Source organism: Oxalobacter formigenes, from assembly GCF_002127965.1.
Lineage (GTDB): Bacteria > Pseudomonadota > Gammaproteobacteria > Burkholderiales > Burkholderiaceae_D > Oxalobacter > Oxalobacter formigenes.
The window spans coordinates 1,256,660-1,277,492 of the sequence record NZ_CP018787.1; the positions used below are offsets into that span (position 1 = coordinate 1,256,660).

At 53.3% G+C, this 20,833-nt stretch carries 12 protein-coding genes; 4 read left to right on the forward strand and 8 right to left on the reverse strand.

Annotation, left to right across the window (positions count from 1 at the left end):
- Positions 1-73 precede the first annotated feature (73 nt).
- Both BRW83_RS05995 and BRW83_RS06000 read left to right on the forward strand, forming a co-directional pair.
- A complete protein-coding gene (locus BRW83_RS05995; RefSeq protein ID WP_036603799.1) occupies positions 74-1,561 on the forward strand; it encodes a DNA recombination protein RmuC in 1,488 nt (495 codons plus the stop codon).
- 237 nt (positions 1,562-1,798) lie between these two features.
- The gene (locus BRW83_RS06000) at positions 1,799-6,466 is read left to right on the forward strand and encodes a sensor domain-containing phosphodiesterase (RefSeq protein ID WP_231284485.1); all 4,668 of its coding nucleotides are present in this window, start codon (positions 1,799-1,801) and stop codon (positions 6,464-6,466) included.
- Between the two features lie 25 nt (positions 6,467-6,491).
- Here BRW83_RS06000 and BRW83_RS06005 read toward each other — a convergent pair whose 3' ends face one another.
- Complete coding sequence (locus tag BRW83_RS06005; protein WP_005880736.1) at positions 6,492-7,907, reverse strand: FAD-binding oxidoreductase; 1,416 nt, start codon at positions 7,905-7,907, stop codon at positions 6,492-6,494.
- A gap of 168 nt (positions 7,908-8,075) precedes the next feature.
- Here BRW83_RS06005 and BRW83_RS06010 point away from each other — a divergent pair, with 168 nt between their 5' ends.
- Both BRW83_RS06010 and BRW83_RS06015 read left to right on the forward strand, forming a co-directional pair.
- Positions 8,076-9,395: a YihY family inner membrane protein gene (locus tag BRW83_RS06010; protein ID WP_005880734.1), complete on the forward strand. Its 1,320-nt coding sequence runs from the start codon at positions 8,076-8,078 to the stop codon at positions 9,393-9,395.
- A gap of 157 nt (positions 9,396-9,552) precedes the next feature.
- Entirely contained in the window at positions 9,553-11,178 is a 1,626-nt protein-coding gene (locus BRW83_RS06015) for an MFS transporter (RefSeq protein WP_005880732.1), read from the forward strand.
- A 30-nt stretch (positions 11,179-11,208) separates the two neighbouring features.
- On the opposite strand, the gene bioC is transcribed toward BRW83_RS06015, so the two are convergent.
- From bioC to BRW83_RS06050, 7 genes are all read right to left on the reverse strand, one after another.
- A complete protein-coding gene (gene bioC, locus BRW83_RS06020; protein ID WP_157658852.1) occupies positions 11,209-11,982 on the reverse strand; it encodes a malonyl-ACP O-methyltransferase BioC in 774 nt (257 codons plus the stop codon).
- A gap of 2 nt (positions 11,983-11,984) precedes the next feature.
- A complete protein-coding gene (locus BRW83_RS06025; RefSeq protein WP_005880728.1) occupies positions 11,985-12,719 on the reverse strand; it encodes an alpha/beta fold hydrolase in 735 nt (244 codons plus the stop codon).
- Positions 12,716-13,870 carry an 8-amino-7-oxononanoate synthase gene (bioF, locus tag BRW83_RS06030; protein WP_005880726.1) on the reverse strand — a complete coding sequence of 385 codons (1,155 nt, stop codon included), beginning with the start codon at positions 13,868-13,870 and terminating at the stop codon, positions 12,716-12,718. The genes BRW83_RS06025 and bioF overlap by 4 nt, the downstream gene beginning before the upstream one ends.
- Before the next feature lie 28 nt (positions 13,871-13,898).
- Positions 13,899-14,648 carry an NRDE family protein gene (locus BRW83_RS06035; protein WP_005880724.1) on the reverse strand — a complete coding sequence of 250 codons (750 nt, stop codon included), beginning with the start codon at positions 14,646-14,648 and terminating at the stop codon, positions 13,899-13,901.
- Between the two features lie 103 nt (positions 14,649-14,751).
- Complete coding sequence (locus BRW83_RS06040) at positions 14,752-16,215, reverse strand: efflux transporter outer membrane subunit (protein ID WP_005880722.1); 1,464 nt, start codon at positions 16,213-16,215, stop codon at positions 14,752-14,754.
- Positions 16,215-19,460, reverse strand: a complete 3,246-nt coding sequence (locus tag BRW83_RS06045) for an efflux RND transporter permease subunit (protein WP_005880720.1) — start codon at positions 19,458-19,460, stop codon at positions 16,215-16,217. The genes BRW83_RS06040 and BRW83_RS06045 overlap by 1 nt, the downstream gene beginning before the upstream one ends.
- A 10-nt stretch (positions 19,461-19,470) precedes the next feature.
- Positions 19,471-20,733, reverse strand: coding sequence for an efflux RND transporter periplasmic adaptor subunit (locus BRW83_RS06050; RefSeq protein ID WP_231284484.1), 1,263 nt, complete (start codon positions 20,731-20,733; stop codon positions 19,471-19,473).
- Positions 20,734-20,833 lie beyond the last annotated feature (100 nt).

Below are 20,833 nucleotides of genomic sequence, written 5' to 3' on the forward strand. Positions count from 1 at the left end.
CGGGGCTGTTTTAACCGGAAACAGTCCCGTGGTTTGCTGTTTGTTTGCTGACTATATGGAAAGTCGTCTGCCCATGAATGAAACCGCCCTGTATTCCCTGATTGTCCTCGTCGCCCTCTGCCTTGTTCTGCTTTTGATCCACTTGTTCCGGCAGAGCCGTCAATCGGGTTTGAATGACGCCTTGCCAGAGCTGCAACGGGAACTGGCTGATGCCATGCAGGCCATTAATGAACGGACAGAGCGGCAATTGCGCGAACAGGTTCTTTCGAGCGCACAGGGTACGCGGCAGGAACTGGCGGCCACTCTTCTACAGTTCCAGCAAGGGGTTACCCAGCAGATGACAAGTGTCTCGACGATACAAAGCGACCAGATGCGCGGTTTTGCCGAACAACTGGCCCGTCTGGCTGCGACAAACAACGAACAGCTTGAAAAAATGCGGGAAGGGATTGCTCTCCAGTCGCAACATGCTCGCGCGGAACAGGCTGAAGCCATGAAGCGTTTTTCCGATACGCTTCACCAGACGCTGACCACCCTGACTGAATCGAATACGAAGCGCATGGCAGAAGTGCGCGGTGTGCTGGAAGAGAAAATCCGTGAACTCCAGTCCGACAATGCCAAAAAACTGGAAGAAATGAGGCAGACAGTCGACGAAAAACTGCACGCCACACTGGAACAGCGCCTGGGTGAATCGTTCAAACAGGTTTCGGAACGCCTTGAAAAAGTGCATCAGGGGCTGGGTGAAATGCATCAGCTGGCGATGGGAGTGGGTGATTTGAAACGCGTACTGACCAACGTGAAAACGCGTGGCACATGGGGCGAAGTCCAGCTTGAAATGTTGCTGGAACAGCTCATGACGCCGGAGCAATACGCCAAAAATGTCGAAACGGTGCCCGGTTCGGGTGCCGTTGTCGAATTCGCCATCAAACTTCCGGGAAAAGGGGAGGATACCCATCCGGTATGGTTGCCTGTGGATGCCAAATTCCCGAAAGAGCAGTATGAGCGTCTTATGGAAGCGTCTGAATGTGCCGATGCCGACGGTGTCGCCGTTGCCGGAAAAGAGCTTGAGCGGGCTATCCGTTTGCAGGCCAAAACCATTGCCGACAAATATCTTGCACCCCCGCATACCACGGATTTCGCGTTGCTCTTTTTGCCGACAGAAGGCTTGTATGCCGAAGTCATGCGCCGTCCCGGCCTCTCTGACGAGTTGCAGCGCACGCACCGCATCAGCATAGCAGGCCCATCCACCCTGTCGGCTTTGTTGAACAGTCTGCAAATGGGGTTCAGGACGCTGGCACTGGAAAAAAGGTCTTCCGAAGTCTGGCAGATTCTTGGTGCGGTCAAGACGGAATTTGCCAAGTTCGGTACGGTTCTGGATGCGACCAAAAAAGTCCTGGAAAGAGCGGCCAGAAACATTGATGACGCACAGACACGAACGCGCCAGATGTCGCGCAAGCTGAAAAAGGTCGAGGCACTTCCTGAAGAACGCGCACAGGAACTTCTCGGTGTCGATCTTCTGTCCGCAAGCGGGGAAATGCCGGAGGACGGGAATAAACATGATTAAACATGTTGTGGAGCTTTTTATATTGTGGCGGCAAAAAAACAATGCTTAACCCGAAATATTCAATATATCGTCCAGTCCGTTAATTTTATTGGGTTTTTATAAAATCCATTTTTCCCGTACAAAATCAAATACTCCAGCAAAAAAATTTGGAGCGTGCGATAATATATTTCCTTGTGGTAATAATTTGCTAATATTTAACAGCCATACCTGTTCCCGATCCTGCCTGCGCGAAAGATAATGACCAATTTATCGAAATTGTTACGGGATTCATCCAATGGCCACTACGGTCCCATTCGCGTTACTTTCTACTATTTTCTTTTTGGTCTTGCGTGGATATTCTTTACGCTTTTCCTGAAGAATTTCATCAATGAGGAACAGGATCCCTATGTTGTCACTCTTCTGGTAAACCGGCTCGTATTTATCGCTTTGGGAAGTTTTTTCCTGTACTGGCTTTTGAAAAAAGTGGCGATATTGCCCAGCATCAACAATCACCGTCTGACGCCATTTTCACTGGCTTGTGCGCATGCGATGCTATGTCTGGTCTGGATGGTGTTCGTGCGTATATTCGCCCATTTTGCCATTGACGATTATGAGCTCAGGATACATTTCATTTTCCTTTCTGTCGTTATTCTTGTCGGATTCATTTCATCGTGCATTTTCCTGTTTTTATGCTCTGTGCAAAACTGGGTGGACCTGAACAAAAACGGCAGCCAGACGTTTACTTTCAGGTCAAGCCCATACAGGATCATGCTGGCGTTTCTTGCCGTTACGGTTGCCGTTCCGATCACAAGCTATGTCGTCATTGAACTGATGGCGCCGCAAATCGAGAAGTCTACCTATGCCGATCTTGAAATCACGGCGAGAATCCGTGCCTCCCAACTGGACGGCTGGCTTGCAGAACGGGAACATTCCACGGCATCGACTCTGCAAAGCGATGGGTTCATACATGATGTCCGGAAACTGGAACAGGGAGGAGGCAGCAGGTTTGTCCGCGAAGCGATTGAAGGCAGGCTGGAATCGCTGATGGTGGCACAGCAGTATCAGACCATGATCCTCTTCAATGCCGGTGACAGGATTTTGATGTCTGTCGGCAAAAAACCGGAAAACATGATTTCCGTTTTGAACGGGATCGGAAAAGCCAGAAACAAGTCATACGAACAGTTGAGTTTGCAGGATAAAAAACGGCATGATTTTATCGTTCCCCTGTACAGCCCGAAGGATCGCCAGTATCTGGGCAGTGTTTATGTCGAGCTTGATGGCGAAGCTTATCTTTCCGCTTACCTGAACCACTGGACAACGGCAACGACAGACCGGCGTACGCTACTGGCTGAAAAAAGCGGCAGGGATTATTATCTGTTCCGCATGAGTCAGTCCAGAGACGATGGACATTTCGAAGTTGAGAGGAATCTGATTACCGGCAACAGCCTCGGTATCGCGCTTGAAAAAAATGGCAATTCGCCCGGCATGCTGAAAGGAAGAACGCTGGAAAACGAAGTCGCCCTTGCCGCATGGTATCCGGTAAAAGGGACCAACTGGTTTGCCATTACCAAGATTGATTACAAGACCTTGATGGCACCGATGCGCAATATGGCATTTTTCTTCAATTTCGCCATTGTCACGATCCTGATGATTTTCGGGATCATCCTCCTGTTCATCTGGTATGTCATGCAGCGTTCACAAACCGTGGCGATGGATTTGCGTGAAAAACAACTGCTGAACAATTTCTATACACTACCGTTCATCGGCATGGGCATTTTGTCGATTTCGATGAATAAATGGCTTCATTTCAACGACAAGATGTGCGAAATTTTCGGCTATACGCGCGAAGAATTCGACCGGATGGGCTGGCACGAACTGGTTGGACTTCCCTGTGAGGAAGAACAAACAGGCATCAATGCGCTGAAAGAAGGCATAAGCGACGAATTCTGTGAAGAAAAAAGCCTTCATCGCAAAAACGGCGACGACGCCATTACCGAAGTGCATTTCCGTCTGGTAACGAAAGAAGACGGCACGCCGGATTATCTGGTCGTTACCGTCGAAGACATTACCGAACGCAAACGGGCGGAAGCCGAGGTTTTCCGTCTGAGCCAGCTTTACGCCGCACTGTCCCACTGCAATCAGGCGATCGTCCATTCCCATACCGAGCTGGAACTGTTCGAGCAGATTTGTTACGGCATCGTTCATTACAGCGACAGGCGGTTCAACATGGCCTGGGTCGGTCTGGTCAATCCTGAAACGAACAAGGTCGATATGGTGGCGTCGCATGGGGTGTCACTCGATTTGATCGAACCGTTCCGGAATATGCGTATCGTCACGGGGTTTGACAATCTGGACAAGGATGGACCGGCTGCACTGGCCATTCGCCAGAACCAGCCTGTCTGGATACAGAACGTTGACGAAGATGCCCATCTGGTGCCCTGGATGGACCTTCTGAAAAAAATGCGTATCCGCTCGATCGCCGCCTTCCCGCTGTATCAGGGAGGCAAGGCCATCGGCATTTTGAAAGTCTATTCATCCGACATCAACGCATACGACGAACAGAGCCAGAATCTGCTCGTGGAAATGACCGGGGACATCAATTTCGCGCTTGAAAATTTCGAGCGTGAAGAAATCCGCCAGCGTACACAGGCTGAACTGGAAGAGAGCGAAAACAGTTACAAGCGTCTTTATATGGAGCGGATGCAGGCGGAAGACGAAATCCGGCGCCTGAACCAGTTGTATGCTGCCTTGTCTCAATGCAACCAGTCGATTATCCGTTGCAAAAACGAGGAAGAACTGTTTGGCCAGATTTGTGCTGACATCGTCGAATATGGCCAGATGAATCTGGTGTGGGTTGGACTGGTTGACCGCAAGACACAGGATATCGTGCCAGCCGCTTCTGCCGGTGAGCATCATGATTATCTGAATGGCCTGTATATCAATACCTTGCCGGACGATCCGGCCGGGCAGGGACCCGCAGGTCAGGTCATTCGTGAAAACAGGCCTGTCTGGATGCAGGACTTTTTGCACGAACCGTCAATGGAACACTGGCAGGAACATATTGCCCATTTCAACTGGCTTTCTTCAGCCATTTTGCCTATCCATAAAAAGGGACATGTCATCGGTGCCATCTTCCTGTATTCGAACCACCTCAATGCCTTTACAGAATCGTCCCAGCGCCTGTTGCTCGAACTGATGGAAGATATCGATTTCGCGTTGCAGCATTTCGAGAAGGAAGAACAGCTCCAGCTGGCTGCACAGGTATTTTCACAGAGCAGCGAAGCGATCATGTTGCTGGATTCGTGCAGCAATATTGTCATGATCAACCGGGCTTTCACTCACATTACGGGATACAGCGAGGAAGAAGCGCTCGGCAAAAATCCCCGAATGCTCGCATCCGGCCAGCATGACAGGGAGTTCTATTCCACCATGTGGGAATCGATCGAAAAAGAAGGGCGCTGGCAGGGAGAAATCTGGAACCGTCGCAAGAACGGCAGTATTTATCCGGAATGGCTATTGGTCCAGACCATGCGGGACTCCCAGAACGAGGTAACGCACTATATTGGCACCTTTACCGATCTGACCGAAAGAAAAGAAACGGAAGAACGTGTCCAGTGGCTGGCCCATTTCGATCCGTTGACCGGCTTGCCGAACAGGACGCTGTTGCATATCAGAAGCAATCTTGCCATCAGTCTGGCGCACCGGCGCCATGAGCCGCTGGCCCTGATGTTCCTCGATCTGGACAATTTCAAGAACGTCAACGATTCCCTTGGACACGGCATTGGCGACGAACTGCTCAAACAATTCGCTGAAAGACTGAAGAATGCCGTCAGGGACCAGGATACCATTTCCCGGCTCGGTGGCGATGAATTCGTTCTGGTCTTGCCCAACACCGATACTGGCGGTGCCACCAGCATTGCCGAAAAACTGCTGGCCATTGCGGCTGAACCTTACCATATCGATCCTCATGAACTGAATCTGACCGCTTCCATCGGGATTGCCATGTTCCCTGCCGATGGGGCCGATTTCGAAACCCTGTCCTGCAGTGCCGATACAGCCATGTATCGGACCAAGCAGAACGGCCGCAACAATTACTGTTTCTTCACTGCAGAAATGCAGGCAAAATCGTCCCGTATGCTGGAGCTGGACAGCGCATTGCGCCGTGCTCTGGAACGTAACCAGTTTACCTTGCTATATCAGCCGATCATGTCGTTAAATTACGGCGTGAATGTCGGGTTCGAGGCATTGTTGCGCTGGGAGCATCCGCAGCTGGGTTCCATCTCTCCGGAGGAATTCATACCGGTAGCTGAGTCGAATGGCCAGATTATCCCGATCGGGGAATGGATTTTGCGCTCGGTCGTCAAACAACTGAAAGAATGGGTCGATGCCGGCAATGACAGGCTGATGGTTTCGGTCAATCTTTCGGCAGTCCAGTTCCGTGACCGCCGGCTGACGGAACAGATAGCCGAGATTCTGAAAGAAAACGATCTGGACCCCAAACACCTTGTACTCGAGTTGACTGAAAGTGTCGCGATGGAAAAACCGGAATCGGCCATCGTCATTATCGACAGTCTGAAAGAGCGGGGCATCAAGGTTTCGATCGATGATTTCGGAACAGGATATTCCTCACTGGCCTATCTGAAACGATTCGCCGCGCATAGCCTGAAAATCGACGGTTCGTTCATACAAAACGTTCCGCACGATCCGGAAAATATGGCGATTGTAGGTGCCATCGTATCGCTTGCCAAAAATCTGGGCATTACGACGATTGCCGAAGGCGTGGAAAATATCAAACAGCTGGAATTCCTCAAGGAAACAGGGTGCACAGCCATACAGGGACACTATTTTTCCCGTCCGATGACTGCGGCGGCAGCCAGCGATTTTCTGGCTGTCGAGCTGGTGAAGATCAATAAAGTCTTTGCCTGACAGGAATCTGTGGAGGTAAAGCTCGCTATGGCAATACCTTGCCCGGGTTCATCAGGTTGTCGGGATCGAGTGCCTTTTTGAGGGTTTTCATCAGCCTGTTTTCCGATCCGCTCTTGTAAGATGCATTTTCCACATGCTTTAAGGCGCCCAGTCCGTGTTCTGCAGAAATGACGCCCTTGAACTGGTTTACGCAGTCGTAAACGATCCGGTTGATTTCAGCCTGATGGGTCAGAAATGACTCGTCCGATACCCCTTTGGGCGCGGCGACGTTGTAGTGCAGGCTTCCATCGCCCAGATGTCCGAATGTCACCATGCGACAACCGGGAAAATACTGCTCGAGCAAGCGGTCAGCCGTTTCGATAAATTCCCCGAAGAGAGAGGTCGGAACGGCGATATCGTGTTTGATATTCTTGCCTTCCTTGCTCTGTGCTGCAGAAATGTTTTCCCTCAGTTGCCACATTGTGCGTGATTGTCCCAAAGTCTGGGCGATGGCGGCATCACTGATCACGCCTTCCTCAATGGCATGTTCAAGCAGTTTTTCAAACTGCCGGGCGGCATGCTCGTCCGATTCGGCATCGGATAGCTCCAGCAATACGTACCAGGGGTATGTAAAGGGAAGGGGGGACAATATTTCCGGAAAGTGCCGGGTGACCAGTTCAAGACTGTAACGCGAAATCAGTTCGAAAGCCGTCAGGGAGTCGCCACAGAAACGCTGGGCAAGTGACAGAAGCTTCAATGCGTCCTCTGGTGATTTGACGGCGGCAAAAGCGGTCTGTTGTGCTTTGGGGCGCGGAAAAAGCTTCAGGACGGCTGCCGTGATGATCCCGAGCGTTCCTTCCGAGCCGATAAACAGGTCGCGAAGATCGTATCCGGTATTGTTTTTGCGTAATTTATACAGGCCATTCCAGACATCGCCATCGGCTGTGACCACTTCCAGACCGAGGCACAGATCCCGCGCAGTCCCGTAACGCAAGACCGATGTCCCTCCGGCATTGGCGCCCAGATTTCCACCGATCATGCAGGAGCCCGAAGAGGCCAGTGTCAGCGGGAACATCAGATTGGCTTGCCCCGCTGCCGTATGGACATGGTCGAGGATACAGCCTGCCTCGACAGTCATCGTATTGTTGTTGGCATCGATTTCACGAATCCGGTTCATCCGTTTCAGCGAAAGGACGATCGCCTTGCCCGATTCATCGGGAACACTGCCCAGTACGAGGCCGGTATTGCCGCTTTGTGGAACGATCGGAACCTTGTGCAGTTTGCACAGCTTGACGACATCGGCGACCTGTCGGGTATGTCCCGGAAAAACGGCAGCCAGAGCCTTTCCGGTGAACCGTTTACGGTAGTCGGTCACAAAGGGAAGCATTTTTGCAGGATCGGTAATGACGTGGTCGCTGCCAATCAGTTTTTTACAGAGTTCGATGAAAGTTGGCTGTGTCATGGGAATGGTTTTTATCGTGAATCCGTTTCGTGATTTTCGTCTTAAAAAGGGTAAATTGCCAGAGGAAAGCGACAAAAAGGGCAAAAAATCAAAATCGGCGTTTTCCTCACATGATAAAACACATTTTTCGATTAGCTTCTTCAGACATTTTCATCTTAAAATGTTTTCATGAACCCGAGCGATCTCATATCAAACACTATTGAAAATTCGCATGAGCGGCCCGAGCTGACCCGCAAGGACAAACTCAAGGCGATAGGGAAGTATTGCGGCAAACGACTGGCGGAAAACAATCTTACCGATGTGGCCGGCAATATCAGTTTTACGATTCTCCTTTCCATTGTTCCGATGCTGGCGATCGTATTGGCGATCTTCACGACTTTTCCCGAATTCGGTTCCCTCCAGAACACACTGGAAACCTATTTTTCACAGGGCATGATTCCTGCCTCCACGGCCCATATCATCCTGAGCAATCTGACGACGTTTGCCGCGAACGCAGCCAACGTGTCGATTATCGGTGGCCTGACTCTGGTGGCGACGGCGCTCATGACGATTTCCCTGATCGAAAGCACCTTCAACCACATCTGGCATGTCATCACGCCGCGACCGATCGTCAAACGCATCATGATGTACATCGGTATCGCCATTTTCGGGCCCCTGCTTTTGGGTATTTCGATTTATCTCACGTCCCATCTTGTTCTGGCGGCGCATGGGCTCGTTGCCAATTTGCCGTTTTTGAATTCGGTATCGTCTTCACTGATCTCCATTTTCTGGACGGCCATCGCGTTCACGCTTTTGTATCGGGTTGTCCCTAACAGGCTTGTTTTATGGAAAGATGCGGCCTCGGGCGGCATTTTCGCCGGTATTGCATTTGAAATCGCCATCCGTGCATTTGCGTTTTTCATCGTCAATTTCAGTACATATGAGAGAATTTACGGTGCACTCGCGGCCTTTCCGATCTTCATGATGTGGATTTACATCAGCTGTCTGATCATGCTTTTGGGCGGAATGGTTGCCGCCCTGTTGCCGGAAATCCGTAATGGCCGCTGGAACTCGACGCCTGCAGTCGGCAGCCAGTTTTCCGATGCCATCAAAATCATCGGTGTCTTGTATCGCTCGCAAGGAGCCGTTTTCCGGACGGAAATTGAAATGCAGACGCATTTGTCCATCGGGGAAGTCGAGGATTGCCTGACCGTTTTCGAGAAAATCGGCTGGGCGACTACGGTCAAGCGTTCCTGGATCAGCACTTTTTCTTTCAAAAAACGAACGCCTCAGGAGTGGCGATGGACAGGGAATGCCGATTCGATTACGCTGGCTGACGTCTATCACCGGTTTGTTTTTACCGGCAGCGATGAAGACTCCCTGACGCAGGAAGTGGATAATCTGATCGATTATGGGCTGGAACAGACACTTGCCGATTACTTTGAAGAGCAGAAAAAACGGGAAGAAGAAAAGTCAGCAGCGCAACCGGCCGCTCCGGACATATTGTAAAAATTGACTTGAGGCAACAAATATGACCATTTCGTCTCATCGGCACATCTTCCGTTTCCGATTTTTGATGTGTCGGAATCAAAACGGATTCAGGGAGTGATATCGTATGAGTGTCGACGACTTTTCGTCATGTTGAGAGAAACGGTTTTGCCAGAATATGCCAGTTGCCAGCAGTGATCCCATTCAGAAAGAAAACCGGATCGGAGCCTGGACGCCTATGCGTCATCCGGTATTCCGCATGTTGTGGATCGCCATCCTGTTCGTCAATATCGCCTCATGGATGCAGGATGTGGGAGCGGGCTGGCTCATGACTTCTCTCGCCCCCACACCGGCCATGGTATCGCTCGTTCAGGCAGCGACCAGCACGCCGTTCTTTCTGCTGGCCATTCCGGCTGGTGCGCTGGCGGATATTGTTGACAGACGACGTTTCCTCATCGCCACCCAGATATGGCTGGCCTGCTGTGCAGGCGCGCTCGGTTTTCTCACCCTGACCGGTCTGACCAGTTCCATCCTTTTGCTGGTTTTCACATTCTGCCTTGGCGTGGGGCTTGCCATGATGATGCCTGCATGGGGCGCGGTCATTCCCGAACTTGTTCCACGGGAAGAACTCCAGTCTGCCGTTGCCTTGAACAGTATCGCCATCAACATCGCCCGTTCCGTCGGTCCGGCTATTGCAGGCATTATCGTTGCCGCTGCCGGTTCAGGTGCCGTTTTCCTGACGAATGCGGCTTTTTACGCGATCGTCACGTTTTTGACGATCCGCTGGAAACGGAACGTTGCCCAGAGCGAATTGCCGTCCGAGCATCTGCTTTCCGCCATCAAGGCCGGATTGCGTTATGCGCGCCATTCAGAAGCCCTGATCGCGGTGATGATCCGGGGAGCCTGTTTCTTCATTTTCGCCAGTGCCTCATGGGCGCTGATGCCATTGATCGTCCGGCAGGAATTAAAGCGCGGCCCGGACGTGTATGGTCTTATGCTCGGCTGTATCGGGGTCGGGGCGATCTGTGGCGCGATATTGATGCCTCGCCTGATCCGGCTTGTTTCGCGTGACACGATCATTCGCTGCGCGTCTGCGGTGTACGGCGTCGGTATGCTGGCGCTGGCGGCAAGCGATAGGGTCATTACCGCATGCTGCGCCATGCTGGCTATCGGAATTTCGTGGATGATGACGGCATCCGCCCTGATGACGGCCGCCCAGATTACCCTGCCGGGTTGGGTGAGGGCGCGTGGACTGGCTTTCTTCTGGATAGTTTTTACCGGGGGCATGGCCGGTGGCAGCGTCATTTGGGGACAGGTTGCCGGGCTGCTGAATATCCAGCTGGCGCTTGTGATCGCCTCGGCCTGTCTTTTTATCGGCATTGGCGTGTCCTGGCGTTTTTATGTCGGTTTGAATGACAAGGCGGATTTGACGCCTTTATCTCATGACTGGGCCGGCCCGGTTCCACGGGACATCGAAATGCATGAAGGGCCCATCATGATTACCATCGAATATCAGGTCAGGCCGGAAGATGCAGATGCATTCATTGACGTCATGCACCGGCTCGGTGAAATCCGCCAGCGCAATGGCGGCTATATGTGGGAACTGTTCAACGACATCAACCGTCCCGGAATCATGATCGAGTTTTACCTGATCGAGTCGATGGTCGAGATGCTTCGCCAGCGCGAGCGCATGACGGTTGCCGACCGGGAAATCCGGGATGAGGCGAGGGCTTACCACAACGGCAGCACGCCGCCGAAAGTGACGCGCCTGCTGTCGGCCATCAATCACAGGAAAATCTTTTGACAGGCGTATTGATGACCGGAACGTTCCGGTTTATTTTTTTGCGACGGCGAATCCGTAAACCAGTTCGTAAGTCACGGGCAGTCCGGCTTCATCCCTGAAACTTTCGTATCTTTCCCCGGCGGTTTTCCAGGCTGTTTTTCCCATCAGCGGCTGTCGTTTACGGACGCTCTGGTGTGCGCCGACACCCCGTATCGAATCGATGACCGAGCGGAAATCGGGGTAATGCATGACGTGTTTTTCCGTATGCAATTCAATGTCGGCAAATCCGGCCTGCCGCAAATGGTTTTCAAGTTCATCCGGGGCAGAAAACGGCAGCACACGGTTCGAGTCATCCATTCCGGAGAAAGCGAAATCGATTTCAGGCAAGGTTCCGGGAACAGGTGTCGTGAAATAGAGGAGGCCATTGTTTTCAAGCACACGGTGCAGTTCCGGAAAAACGATGGCAGGATGACACCATTGCAGGGCAAGGGAACACCAGATGAAATCGAAACGGTCCGAATCAAACGGCATCTTTTCCAGATCGCCCACAACGGCTGAGAACCCTTTTTCGTGCATCCTGTCGACCATTTCCTGCGACAGGTCGCATCCGGTCATGTCGGCATCGGGCCAGAAGCATTTGAGGCATTGTGTCCCGAATCCGGTACCACAGCCCGCATCAAGCAAGCTTGACGGCTTGAAACTCAAAGGCAAACGTTCCGGCAAGAGGCAGAGCATCCGTTCACAGACTTCCCGCTGAAAACGGCCGAAAATATCATAGGAGACAGCGGCACGTCCGAATGCCTGACAGACTTTTTCCTTATCCATCGTCATTGGTTCAGAAATTCTTTCACCAGTGTCGCGCATTGCACAGGCTGGGATAAAAACGGGGCGTGCGCAACGTCAGGCAGGATATGCAGGGTGGCATCCGGCAATGTCCGTGCCAGCCAGCGGGCCGCTTCTACCGGCATAAGAGGGTCAAAAGCACCATGAATCAGCAGGGTTTTCTGATGAATGTCGGCAACCTGTGAGCGCAAATCCATTCCTGCCAGATAATCGAGGCCGGCTTCCAGGACGGGGAGTGGCGATACTGGCAAGGCCAGTAACTGCCTGACGATATTTCTGGCATTCTTGTCCTGATGATTGAACAGGGAAACGAAATGCCGCAGAGTACGATGCATATCGTTTTCCACATCTGTCCGGAATTGGTGGCCTGTCAAAAACGAAACAGCATTTTTCCAATCCGGTTTTTCGACAAAGCAAGGGGTCGCTCCGAAGAGAATAAGCCTGTCGATCCGGTCCGGATAACGGAGAGCTGCGGACATGGCCAGAATGGCTCCCATCGACCAGCCGCACAAAATGACGGGGCCGGTAATGTTTTTCATCATCGCATCGACCCAGATTTCGCAAGGATTACCTGAGGGCAAAGGCATTCCGTCATAGCCTGGCAATGTCATGGCCTTGAAATGGATATTGTCAGGCACATCCTTTTTCAGTTCGGTAATGAAGGGAGTGAAAACATCAGGCGATATTCCCCAGCCATGCCAGAAAGCCAGAGTGGTCATTTTATTTCCTTTAATGCATGAACGAGCTGTTCAACATGTTCATCAGTATGCGCCGCAGAAAGGGATATCCGCAAGCGGGCACTGCCTTTCGGAACCGTCGGCGGCCGGATGGCAGGCACCCAGATGCCACGTTCGGCCAGTTTCGCCGATACCTTCAGCACGGCATCGTTTTCACCGACCATGACCGGCTGGATAGCCGTAAAAGATGGCAGCAATTTCCATCGGGTATTGTCGAGGCCGTCGCTTAATCGGGCGATCAGGGTTTGCAGATGGCGGCGGCGGTCGTCACCCTGTTCAATCAGTTTCAGGCTGGCGAGGAGGGCAGACGCCATGACCGGACTCGTCGCCGTCGTGAAAATGTAAGAGCGGGAACGTTGCATGAGCCATTCGATGACGGTACTCGATGCGGCAATGAAAGCGCCCGAGACGCCTGCCGCTTTGCCTAACGTGCCGATATACACCAGTCGGGGATGAAAAGGCAGCTTGCAGTGATTCAGTGAACCACGGCCTTCCTTGCCCAATACGCCGAAACCGTGCGCATCGTCGAGCACGAGCCAGGCATCGTATTTTTCAGCCAGTTCAAACAGTTCATTGATGGGAGCCAGATCACCGTCCATGCTGAAAACCGCGTCGGAGAGGATCAGCTTGCGTTTGGCCGTGCTTTCCGAGAGCATTTTTTCCAGCTGCGCCATGTCGCAATGCGCATAGCGGCGATGGTCGGCACGGGAAAGCTGGACGGCGTCGATCAGGGAAGCATGGTTTAACCGGTCTGCGAAAACGGCGTCACCCCGGCCGACGAGAGTCGGAACGACACCGACGTTCGCCATGTAACCGGTGCTGTAGAAAAGGGCACGCTCTGCACCGACGAAATGGGCCAGCGCTTTTTCAAGCTGATCGTGCGGACTCATGTGACCGCTGACGACATGCGATCCGCCCGAGCCGGTTCCCCACTGGTGGGCCGATTCGCAAACAGCATTGGCAAGAACCGGATGAGAGGCGAGCCCAAGATAATCGTTGCTGCAAAAGGCAAGCATCGACTGGCCGTTGACGACGGCATGCGACCCGCAGGACGATTCCAGCGTCCTCCGGTTCCGTGTCAGGTTTTCTTTTGATAATGACTCAAGCTGATGGGTCAGTTCTTCCCATATCATTGTTTTTTCCGCTTATCGATAATGTGGCCTAACGAATCACGCGTTCGTGAAGGGTGGCTGGAGCATCATTATACAATTCAACGAGTGTCGATGCGCGGGTTCCGTAGTCCGGGGACTGGATACACACGGCGGAAAGGAGTTTTTCCCATTCATAGGGAACGCCGGTTCGGGGCAGGAGCTTGTCGGGAACGGTTGCCGTGTCGGAAAGCATTTCAAAGTAGGCGTCTTCAGGTGCGCCGATACCCAAAAGGCAACCGAACTGGGCCCGGGTCCTGACGACTTTGGGCCAGGGATCGTTCAGGAGGGCGTTGGACAATCCGTAAATGCCGGGTTGCAGGGCTTGCCCGTTTTTGGGGTTCATCAGTCCATAGTTCGAATACCAGATCAGGGTATCGGCATCGCCGACAAGCAGGTTGAAACCGTTATAGTGATGCGCTTCGTGTTTGATGTCCCGGATGTATTCTTCCGGTGAAAGGGAAGAGGCCAGATAATCGCTGACAAGCAATCCGCGTGTCGGCGCATCGTCTTTCATCAGGTGTGGCATCCGGACATTGGTCAGTGCGGCAAAGCGACTTCCTTTTCGTCCGGTCTGGCCGGGTCTGTCCGCGACTCCGAGCCAGGTTCCGCCGCCTTCCAGATCACGGCCGGCATAAATTTCAGGGTGGTCTTCCCAGCGATGGGCGGGAAGGGCCGGACGGGCATAAAACTCGTCACGGTTCGATGCAGCGACCAGTGGAACGTCGGGCATGACCTGCCACGCAAAAACGATCAGACACATGTGACGGCATTCTCCGGAAACGGTAAAAGAAAACAGCTCAATCAGGAATGATTATCATTTTAATGCAAAATGGAAATTCCGTTTTTTTTGCTGAACAGTCCGTTTATCCTTTGTTTATGCCTGCCACTTCGGTATTGTTTGTCGCTTCGGGTGTTTTCGTATCTGCCAGATCGATCCAGCCTCCGCCCATTGATTTATATACGCCCACGACTGACGTCAGGGACGAGGCGCGTAACTGGGCAAGTGTCAGCTGGCGCGGGAAAAGGGACTGGTCGGCCTGAAGGACAACGGAATAGGCGGAATAGCCCTCGTCGTACTGGAGTTTCGCCAGCCGTGAATAATCTTTCAGCTGATTGACAAGCCTTGTTTCCTTGTCCAGTTGTTCGTTGACACGCTGGCGATACGAAAGGGCATTATCGACGTCGGCAAAGGCTGACTGGACGGCACCTTCGTAACGGGCAAGCGCGGCGCGCTGTCCCGCTTCGGCCTGTTTGACTTGCGAATAGATGGAGCCGCCCTGAAAGATCGGCAGCGAGATGCCACCGGCAAAGCTCCAGGCTTTGGACGGCCCCTTGAAGAGATTGCGCAGGTGTTCGCTTGACGTGCCGAAAGCGCCTGTCAGTGAAATCGTCGGAAAGTACATGGCGCGTGTCGCGCCGATCATGGCATTGGCGGCGACCAGATCCTGTTCAGCCGACAGGATGTCAGGACGACGCAGGAGCAGGTTCGACGGCAGGTCGGCCGGAACGACGGGTGTTTTCAGGGTAGCCAGTGTCGAACCCCGCTCTACCGCTCCCGGATTGCGTCCCCGGAGAATATTGATGGCGTTTTCCGTCTGGGTGATATTGTGCCGGATTTGCGGAATCTGGCTTTGGGCCGTTTCATACTGGGACGCGGCCTGTGCGACAGTCATTTGCGACGTGACCCCGTATTTGAATTGCAAATCGATGATACGGAGGGATTCCCTGTAATTGGCCGATGTGTTCTGCGCGATCTTCAACTGTTCGTCCAGTGCCAGCAAATTGACGTATTGGGTGACGACATTGGAAACGATGGAAAGAAGGGCTGCCCGGCGTGTCTGTTCCATTGCTTTGGCGTCGGCTTCCGCGGCTTCGGTCATCCGCCGGATTTTTCCCCACAGATCGATTTCCCAGCTGGCGCCCAGACTGGCCGATTTGGCGTTTTGCGGATTCGGGACACCAATGACCGGTTCGGCATCCATTTCGGAAAGACGTTCTCGTCCCACCTGAGCAGTGGCATTGATTTGTGGAAAAAGGCCTGCACGGGTCTGCATGATGGCGGCAGCCGCTTTTTCCGAATTGGCGAGCGCCGCTTTCAGATCCCTGTTGTTCGCAATCGCTTCTTCTACCATCCCGTTTAAAACAGGATCGCCAAAATCTTCCCACCAGCGGGAATCCAGTGCCTGTTGTGAGGCCTGATCCGGCATGAAACGGTAGGATTGCGGCGTCGGCATATCCGGGCGGCGGTAGTCCGGCCCCATCATGCAGCCGCCGAGACTGGCGGAGAAGGCCGCTACAATGACAATCCCTATCCACGATTTTTTCATTATGCGCCTCCCTCTGGTTTGCCGTCCGTATTGCCCTTGTCACCTGCCGGAGGGTCTGGCGGAGGCAGTTCTTTCGGAGGGGCGGCGAGTTTCGGAACGTCTTTTTTATCGGAACCGGTTCTGTTTCTGATTTTCTGTTCCCAGCCGACGAACAGGTCGTAAAACAGCGGCACGAAGATGAGCGCCAGCGTCGAAACACCGATCATGCCGCCGATAATCCCGGTACCGATCGAGTGCCGTGAGTTGGCTCCGGCACCCATCGCAATCGCCAGTGGAATGACACCGCCGATAAAGGCCAGCGAAGTCATGATGATCGGGCGGAAACGGATTTTGCCTGCGGCCACGGCGGCTTGCGCCAGCGTGGTATTCGGTTTTTTCGCCAGTTCGACGGCGAATTCGACGATCAGGATGGCGTTTTTCGCCGCCAGCCCGACCATGACGAGCAGGCCGACCTGAAAATAGACGTCGTTATCGAGTCCCCGAATCCATGTTGCCAGAAGCGAACCGATCAGGCCGAACGGGACAGCCATCAGAATCACGGCCGGGAGCGCCCAGCTTTCGTATTGTGCCGCCAGAATCAGGAAAACCAGAATCACGCCGAAAACGAAGACGATCATGGACGACGTGCCGGACTTCTCTTCTTCAAACGCCACTCCTGACCAGCCATAGGCAAAATCCTTCGGCATGACGGCATTGGCTACATCTTCGATGGCCGTCATTGCCTGTCCGGACGAATAACCGGCAGCGGCGTTACCCGTGATTTCCGCTGACGGGAAACCATTGAAATGCGGAACAAGATCGGGACCGGTCGTGTAAGAGGTCGTTACGACAGAAGAGAGCGGTACCATTTGACCCTGTGCGTTACGGGTGTAGAGTTTGGCGATATCGTCCGGGCTGGCACGGAATTCCGGTTCCGACTGCATGATGACGTACCAGACGCGGGAATACTGGTTGAACTGGCTGACAATCGAAGAACCGAATTGCGTTTGCAGGGTGCTGGTGATGTCGTCCATATCCAGTCCCAACAGACGCGCCTTGTCACGGTCGACAGCGATCTTCAGTTGCTGTGAACGGGCCTGATAGGTCGTGTTCAGGCTGGTCAGTTCAGGCCGTTTTCTGGCCTCGGCCATGATTTTGTCCAATACCTCCTGCAACTGATCCGGACTGGCCGAACCGGTGCTTTGCAGCCAGAATTCAAAGCCACCGGTGCTGCCCAGTCCGGGAATCGGTGGCGGCAGGATCGGCAGAATCATTGCTTCCTCGATGGAACGGGTCTGTTTGTACAGCTCCAGCATGATCGTCCCGGCGTTTTGCGCTTTTGCTGTCTTGATGTTCTTGTAGCGCTCGTCAAAGGGCTTCAGGGCCATGAAGTACGTTCCGGACGAATTCTTGAAGCCGTTATCCAGCAATGAAAAGCCGGAAATGCCTGCGCGGGTTTCGACTCCCGGAATTTTTTCGACGATATCCGAAACCTTGTTCATGACGTTTTGTGTCCGTTCAAGACTGGATGAGTCAGGCAGGATGACGGCAGTGATCAGGTAGCCCTGATCTTCCTGCGGGACGAAACTCGTCGGCAAACGGGCAAACAAAAGCCAGATGGCGGCGATCATGACACCGAAACAGATCAGGGCGATCATCGAATGTTTGATGACAGCAGCCGACCAGCGTCCATAATGCTCGGTCAGGCTGGCGAATTTTTTATTGAACCATGCAAAGGGCCCTTTTGTAGGGGCGGGGGTCTGTTTCAGCCAGCTTCCGCACAAGGCTGGCGTCAAAGTCAGGGCGACAAAGCCTGAAATCGTCACGGAAATGGCAATCGTGATGGCAAACTGTTTATAGAGCTGGCCTGTCGTTCCGGGTACGAACGCAGCCGGAACGAAAACACTGACCAGTACCAGAACGGTAGCGACAATCGGGCTGACCAGTTCGTTCATTGCCTGTATGGTCGCCTGTTTCCTGTCCATGCCGCTCTCGTCGATATTGCGCTCGACGTTTTCAACCACCACAATGGCGTCATCCACGACGAGCCCGATGGCCAGCACCATCCCGAACAGGGTCAGCATATTGATGGAAAAATTCAGGACGTACATCCCGGCAAAGGTGCCCAAAAGGGCGACGAAAATGGCGGTCGAGGCGATCAGGGTAGCCCGGTATTTCTGGAGGAAAACGTAAATGACGCCGATGACGATACAGATGGCGATAATCAGGGTTTTGATCACTTCCTCAATCGAAATACGGACATAATCGGTCGTATCGACACCGATTACGTAATGAATCCCGTCAGGAAATCCTGCCTGCAATTTGTCCAGCTCGGCGCGCACGGCTTTCGAAACATCCAGCGCATTGGCGCCCGGTTGCTGGACAACCTGAATAAAAGTCGCGAATTCACCGTTCATCTGGGTATTGACCAGATAAGTCTGTTTGCCCATCGACGCGCGTCCGATGTCTTTAAGGCGCACAATCGCGCTGCCGTCATTGCTGGCGCGAATGATCATGTTTTCATAATCTTCCGCGTTCTGGTATGGGGAACGGGTAATGGCGGGATAGGTTTGCTGGATGCCTGCCGGAGCCGGTTCACCGCCGATCTGACCGGCAGAAAAGAGCTTGTTCTGGGACGATACCGCTTCGGCAACATCAGTCGTCGTGATTTTAAGTGAAGCCATCTTGTCCGGGTTCAGCCAGATGCGCATGGCCTGATCCGCATTGCCCATCACGGTAGCCTGGCCCGCACCGGGAACCCGCTTGATCGCATCGAGAACGTAAACATTCGCATAATTCGAGACATAGTCCTGACTGTACATTTTCGGATCGCCGTAAAGCCCGATCAGCATCAGCATGGATGAGGACTCTTTCTGGACCTGCACACCGTTTTGGGTCACCTCGCTGGGCAATTGGGGCGATGCGATATTCACCCGGTTCTGTACCTGAACCTGTGCGATATCCGGATCGGTGCCGATATTGAAAAATACGGTCAGCTGGAGCTGGCCGGACGACGAGGAAGACGACGTCATGTACAGCATGTTGTCGATCCCGTTGATCTGGTTTTCCAGCGGCGCAGCGACGGAATCGGCCAGCGTCTTGGCATCCGCGCCCGGATACTGGGCCGAAACGGTAATCTGTACCGGACTCATGTTCGGATACTGTTCGACCGGCAACTGGGTCATGGCGATGCCGCCCGCCAGACAGATAATCAGCGAGACGACAATCGCAAAGATAGGGCGCTCAATGAAAAATTTGGAAAACATCGTTCACCCCTTATGGTTTGGCCGGTTCCGGTTTGGCGGTATTGTCCGTTCCGTTTTCCTTCGATGCGGCGACTGTTCCCGCGTCCGCCGCGGCAGGTTGCTGCTCGTTTGCAGCCTTCTCATCAGTGGAAGATGCACCGATTTCCTGCTGTTGTGTATTTTGTGACACCTCAACGTCGGCTCCGGCCGCCAGCGTCTGGACACCATCGACGACGACCTGTTCGCCGTTTTGCAGCCCCTGCGTAATGACCCAGTTCATGCCGGTCTGGTCGCCGACCGTGACGGGACGGTACTGCGCCTTGTTGTCCTTGATGACCCAGACAAAATGGCCTTTCGATCCCTGCTGGACGGCTTTTTGCGGAACGGCAATGGCGTCAGGCCGGGTTGCACCGGTCATGCGCACACGCACGAACTGGTTCGGTTTCAGGGTGCCTTTCGGGTTGTCGACACTGGCGCGAATCATATTGGTTCCGGTCGTCGGATTGTAATCCGGAGCCGAGAAAACGAGCTTGCCCGTGTTCGGGAGAACCGATCCGTCCGGCAGGATGACTTCAACCGTGAAATTGTCATTTGCCGGGACGATCAGCTGGCCTGCCTGAATCTGTTTTTGCAGTTCGAGCAGGCGGTTTTCCGAAATGGAGAAATTCACCCACATCGGCGACATCTTGTATACGGTTGTAAGCTGGTTGTTCGTAGCGTCGACATACGTCCCTTCTGCGACACTGGCGGAACCGGCCAGTCCGTCAACGGGGGATTTGATCGTCGTGTACGACAAGTTCAGTCTGGCGGCGTTCAACTGTGCCTGTGCCTGATGCACGGCAGCCTGTGTCGTCAGGAACTGTCCTTTGGCGTTATCGAGGTCTTTTTTAGAGAGGGCATTCAGGGCGACGAGCGGCTTGATCCGGTCGAGATTGGCTTTGGCTGTCGCATGCGCAGCCTTGCTGGAATCGAGCGCGGCTTTCGCTTCATTGACCTGAACCTGAAACGGGCGGGGATCGATCTGAAAGAGCGTTTGCCCGTCCCTGACCATCGAACCTTCCTGATACAGCCGTTTTTGCAGGAAACCGTTGACGCGGGCGTTGATGTTTACCTGACGGGAACTGGCCGTCTGGGCGACATATTCCAGCGCCATGGGAATATTCTGGGCTTTGATGGTCAGAGTCGTTACACGCGGTTTTCCCGCCTTCGGAATTTCCATTTTCTGGCTGCAGCCAAGAACCAGCAGACAAGCCAGTCCGATTGCGACAGCACCCGTCATTACGCCACGATTCATCACCGATTCTCCATATTTGTTTTAATCCGAAAATGCCAAGCTGCCACGGATCATTTGGAGAAAACCTTAACCTGAAGTTGATGGGGACTTTTTTACTTTA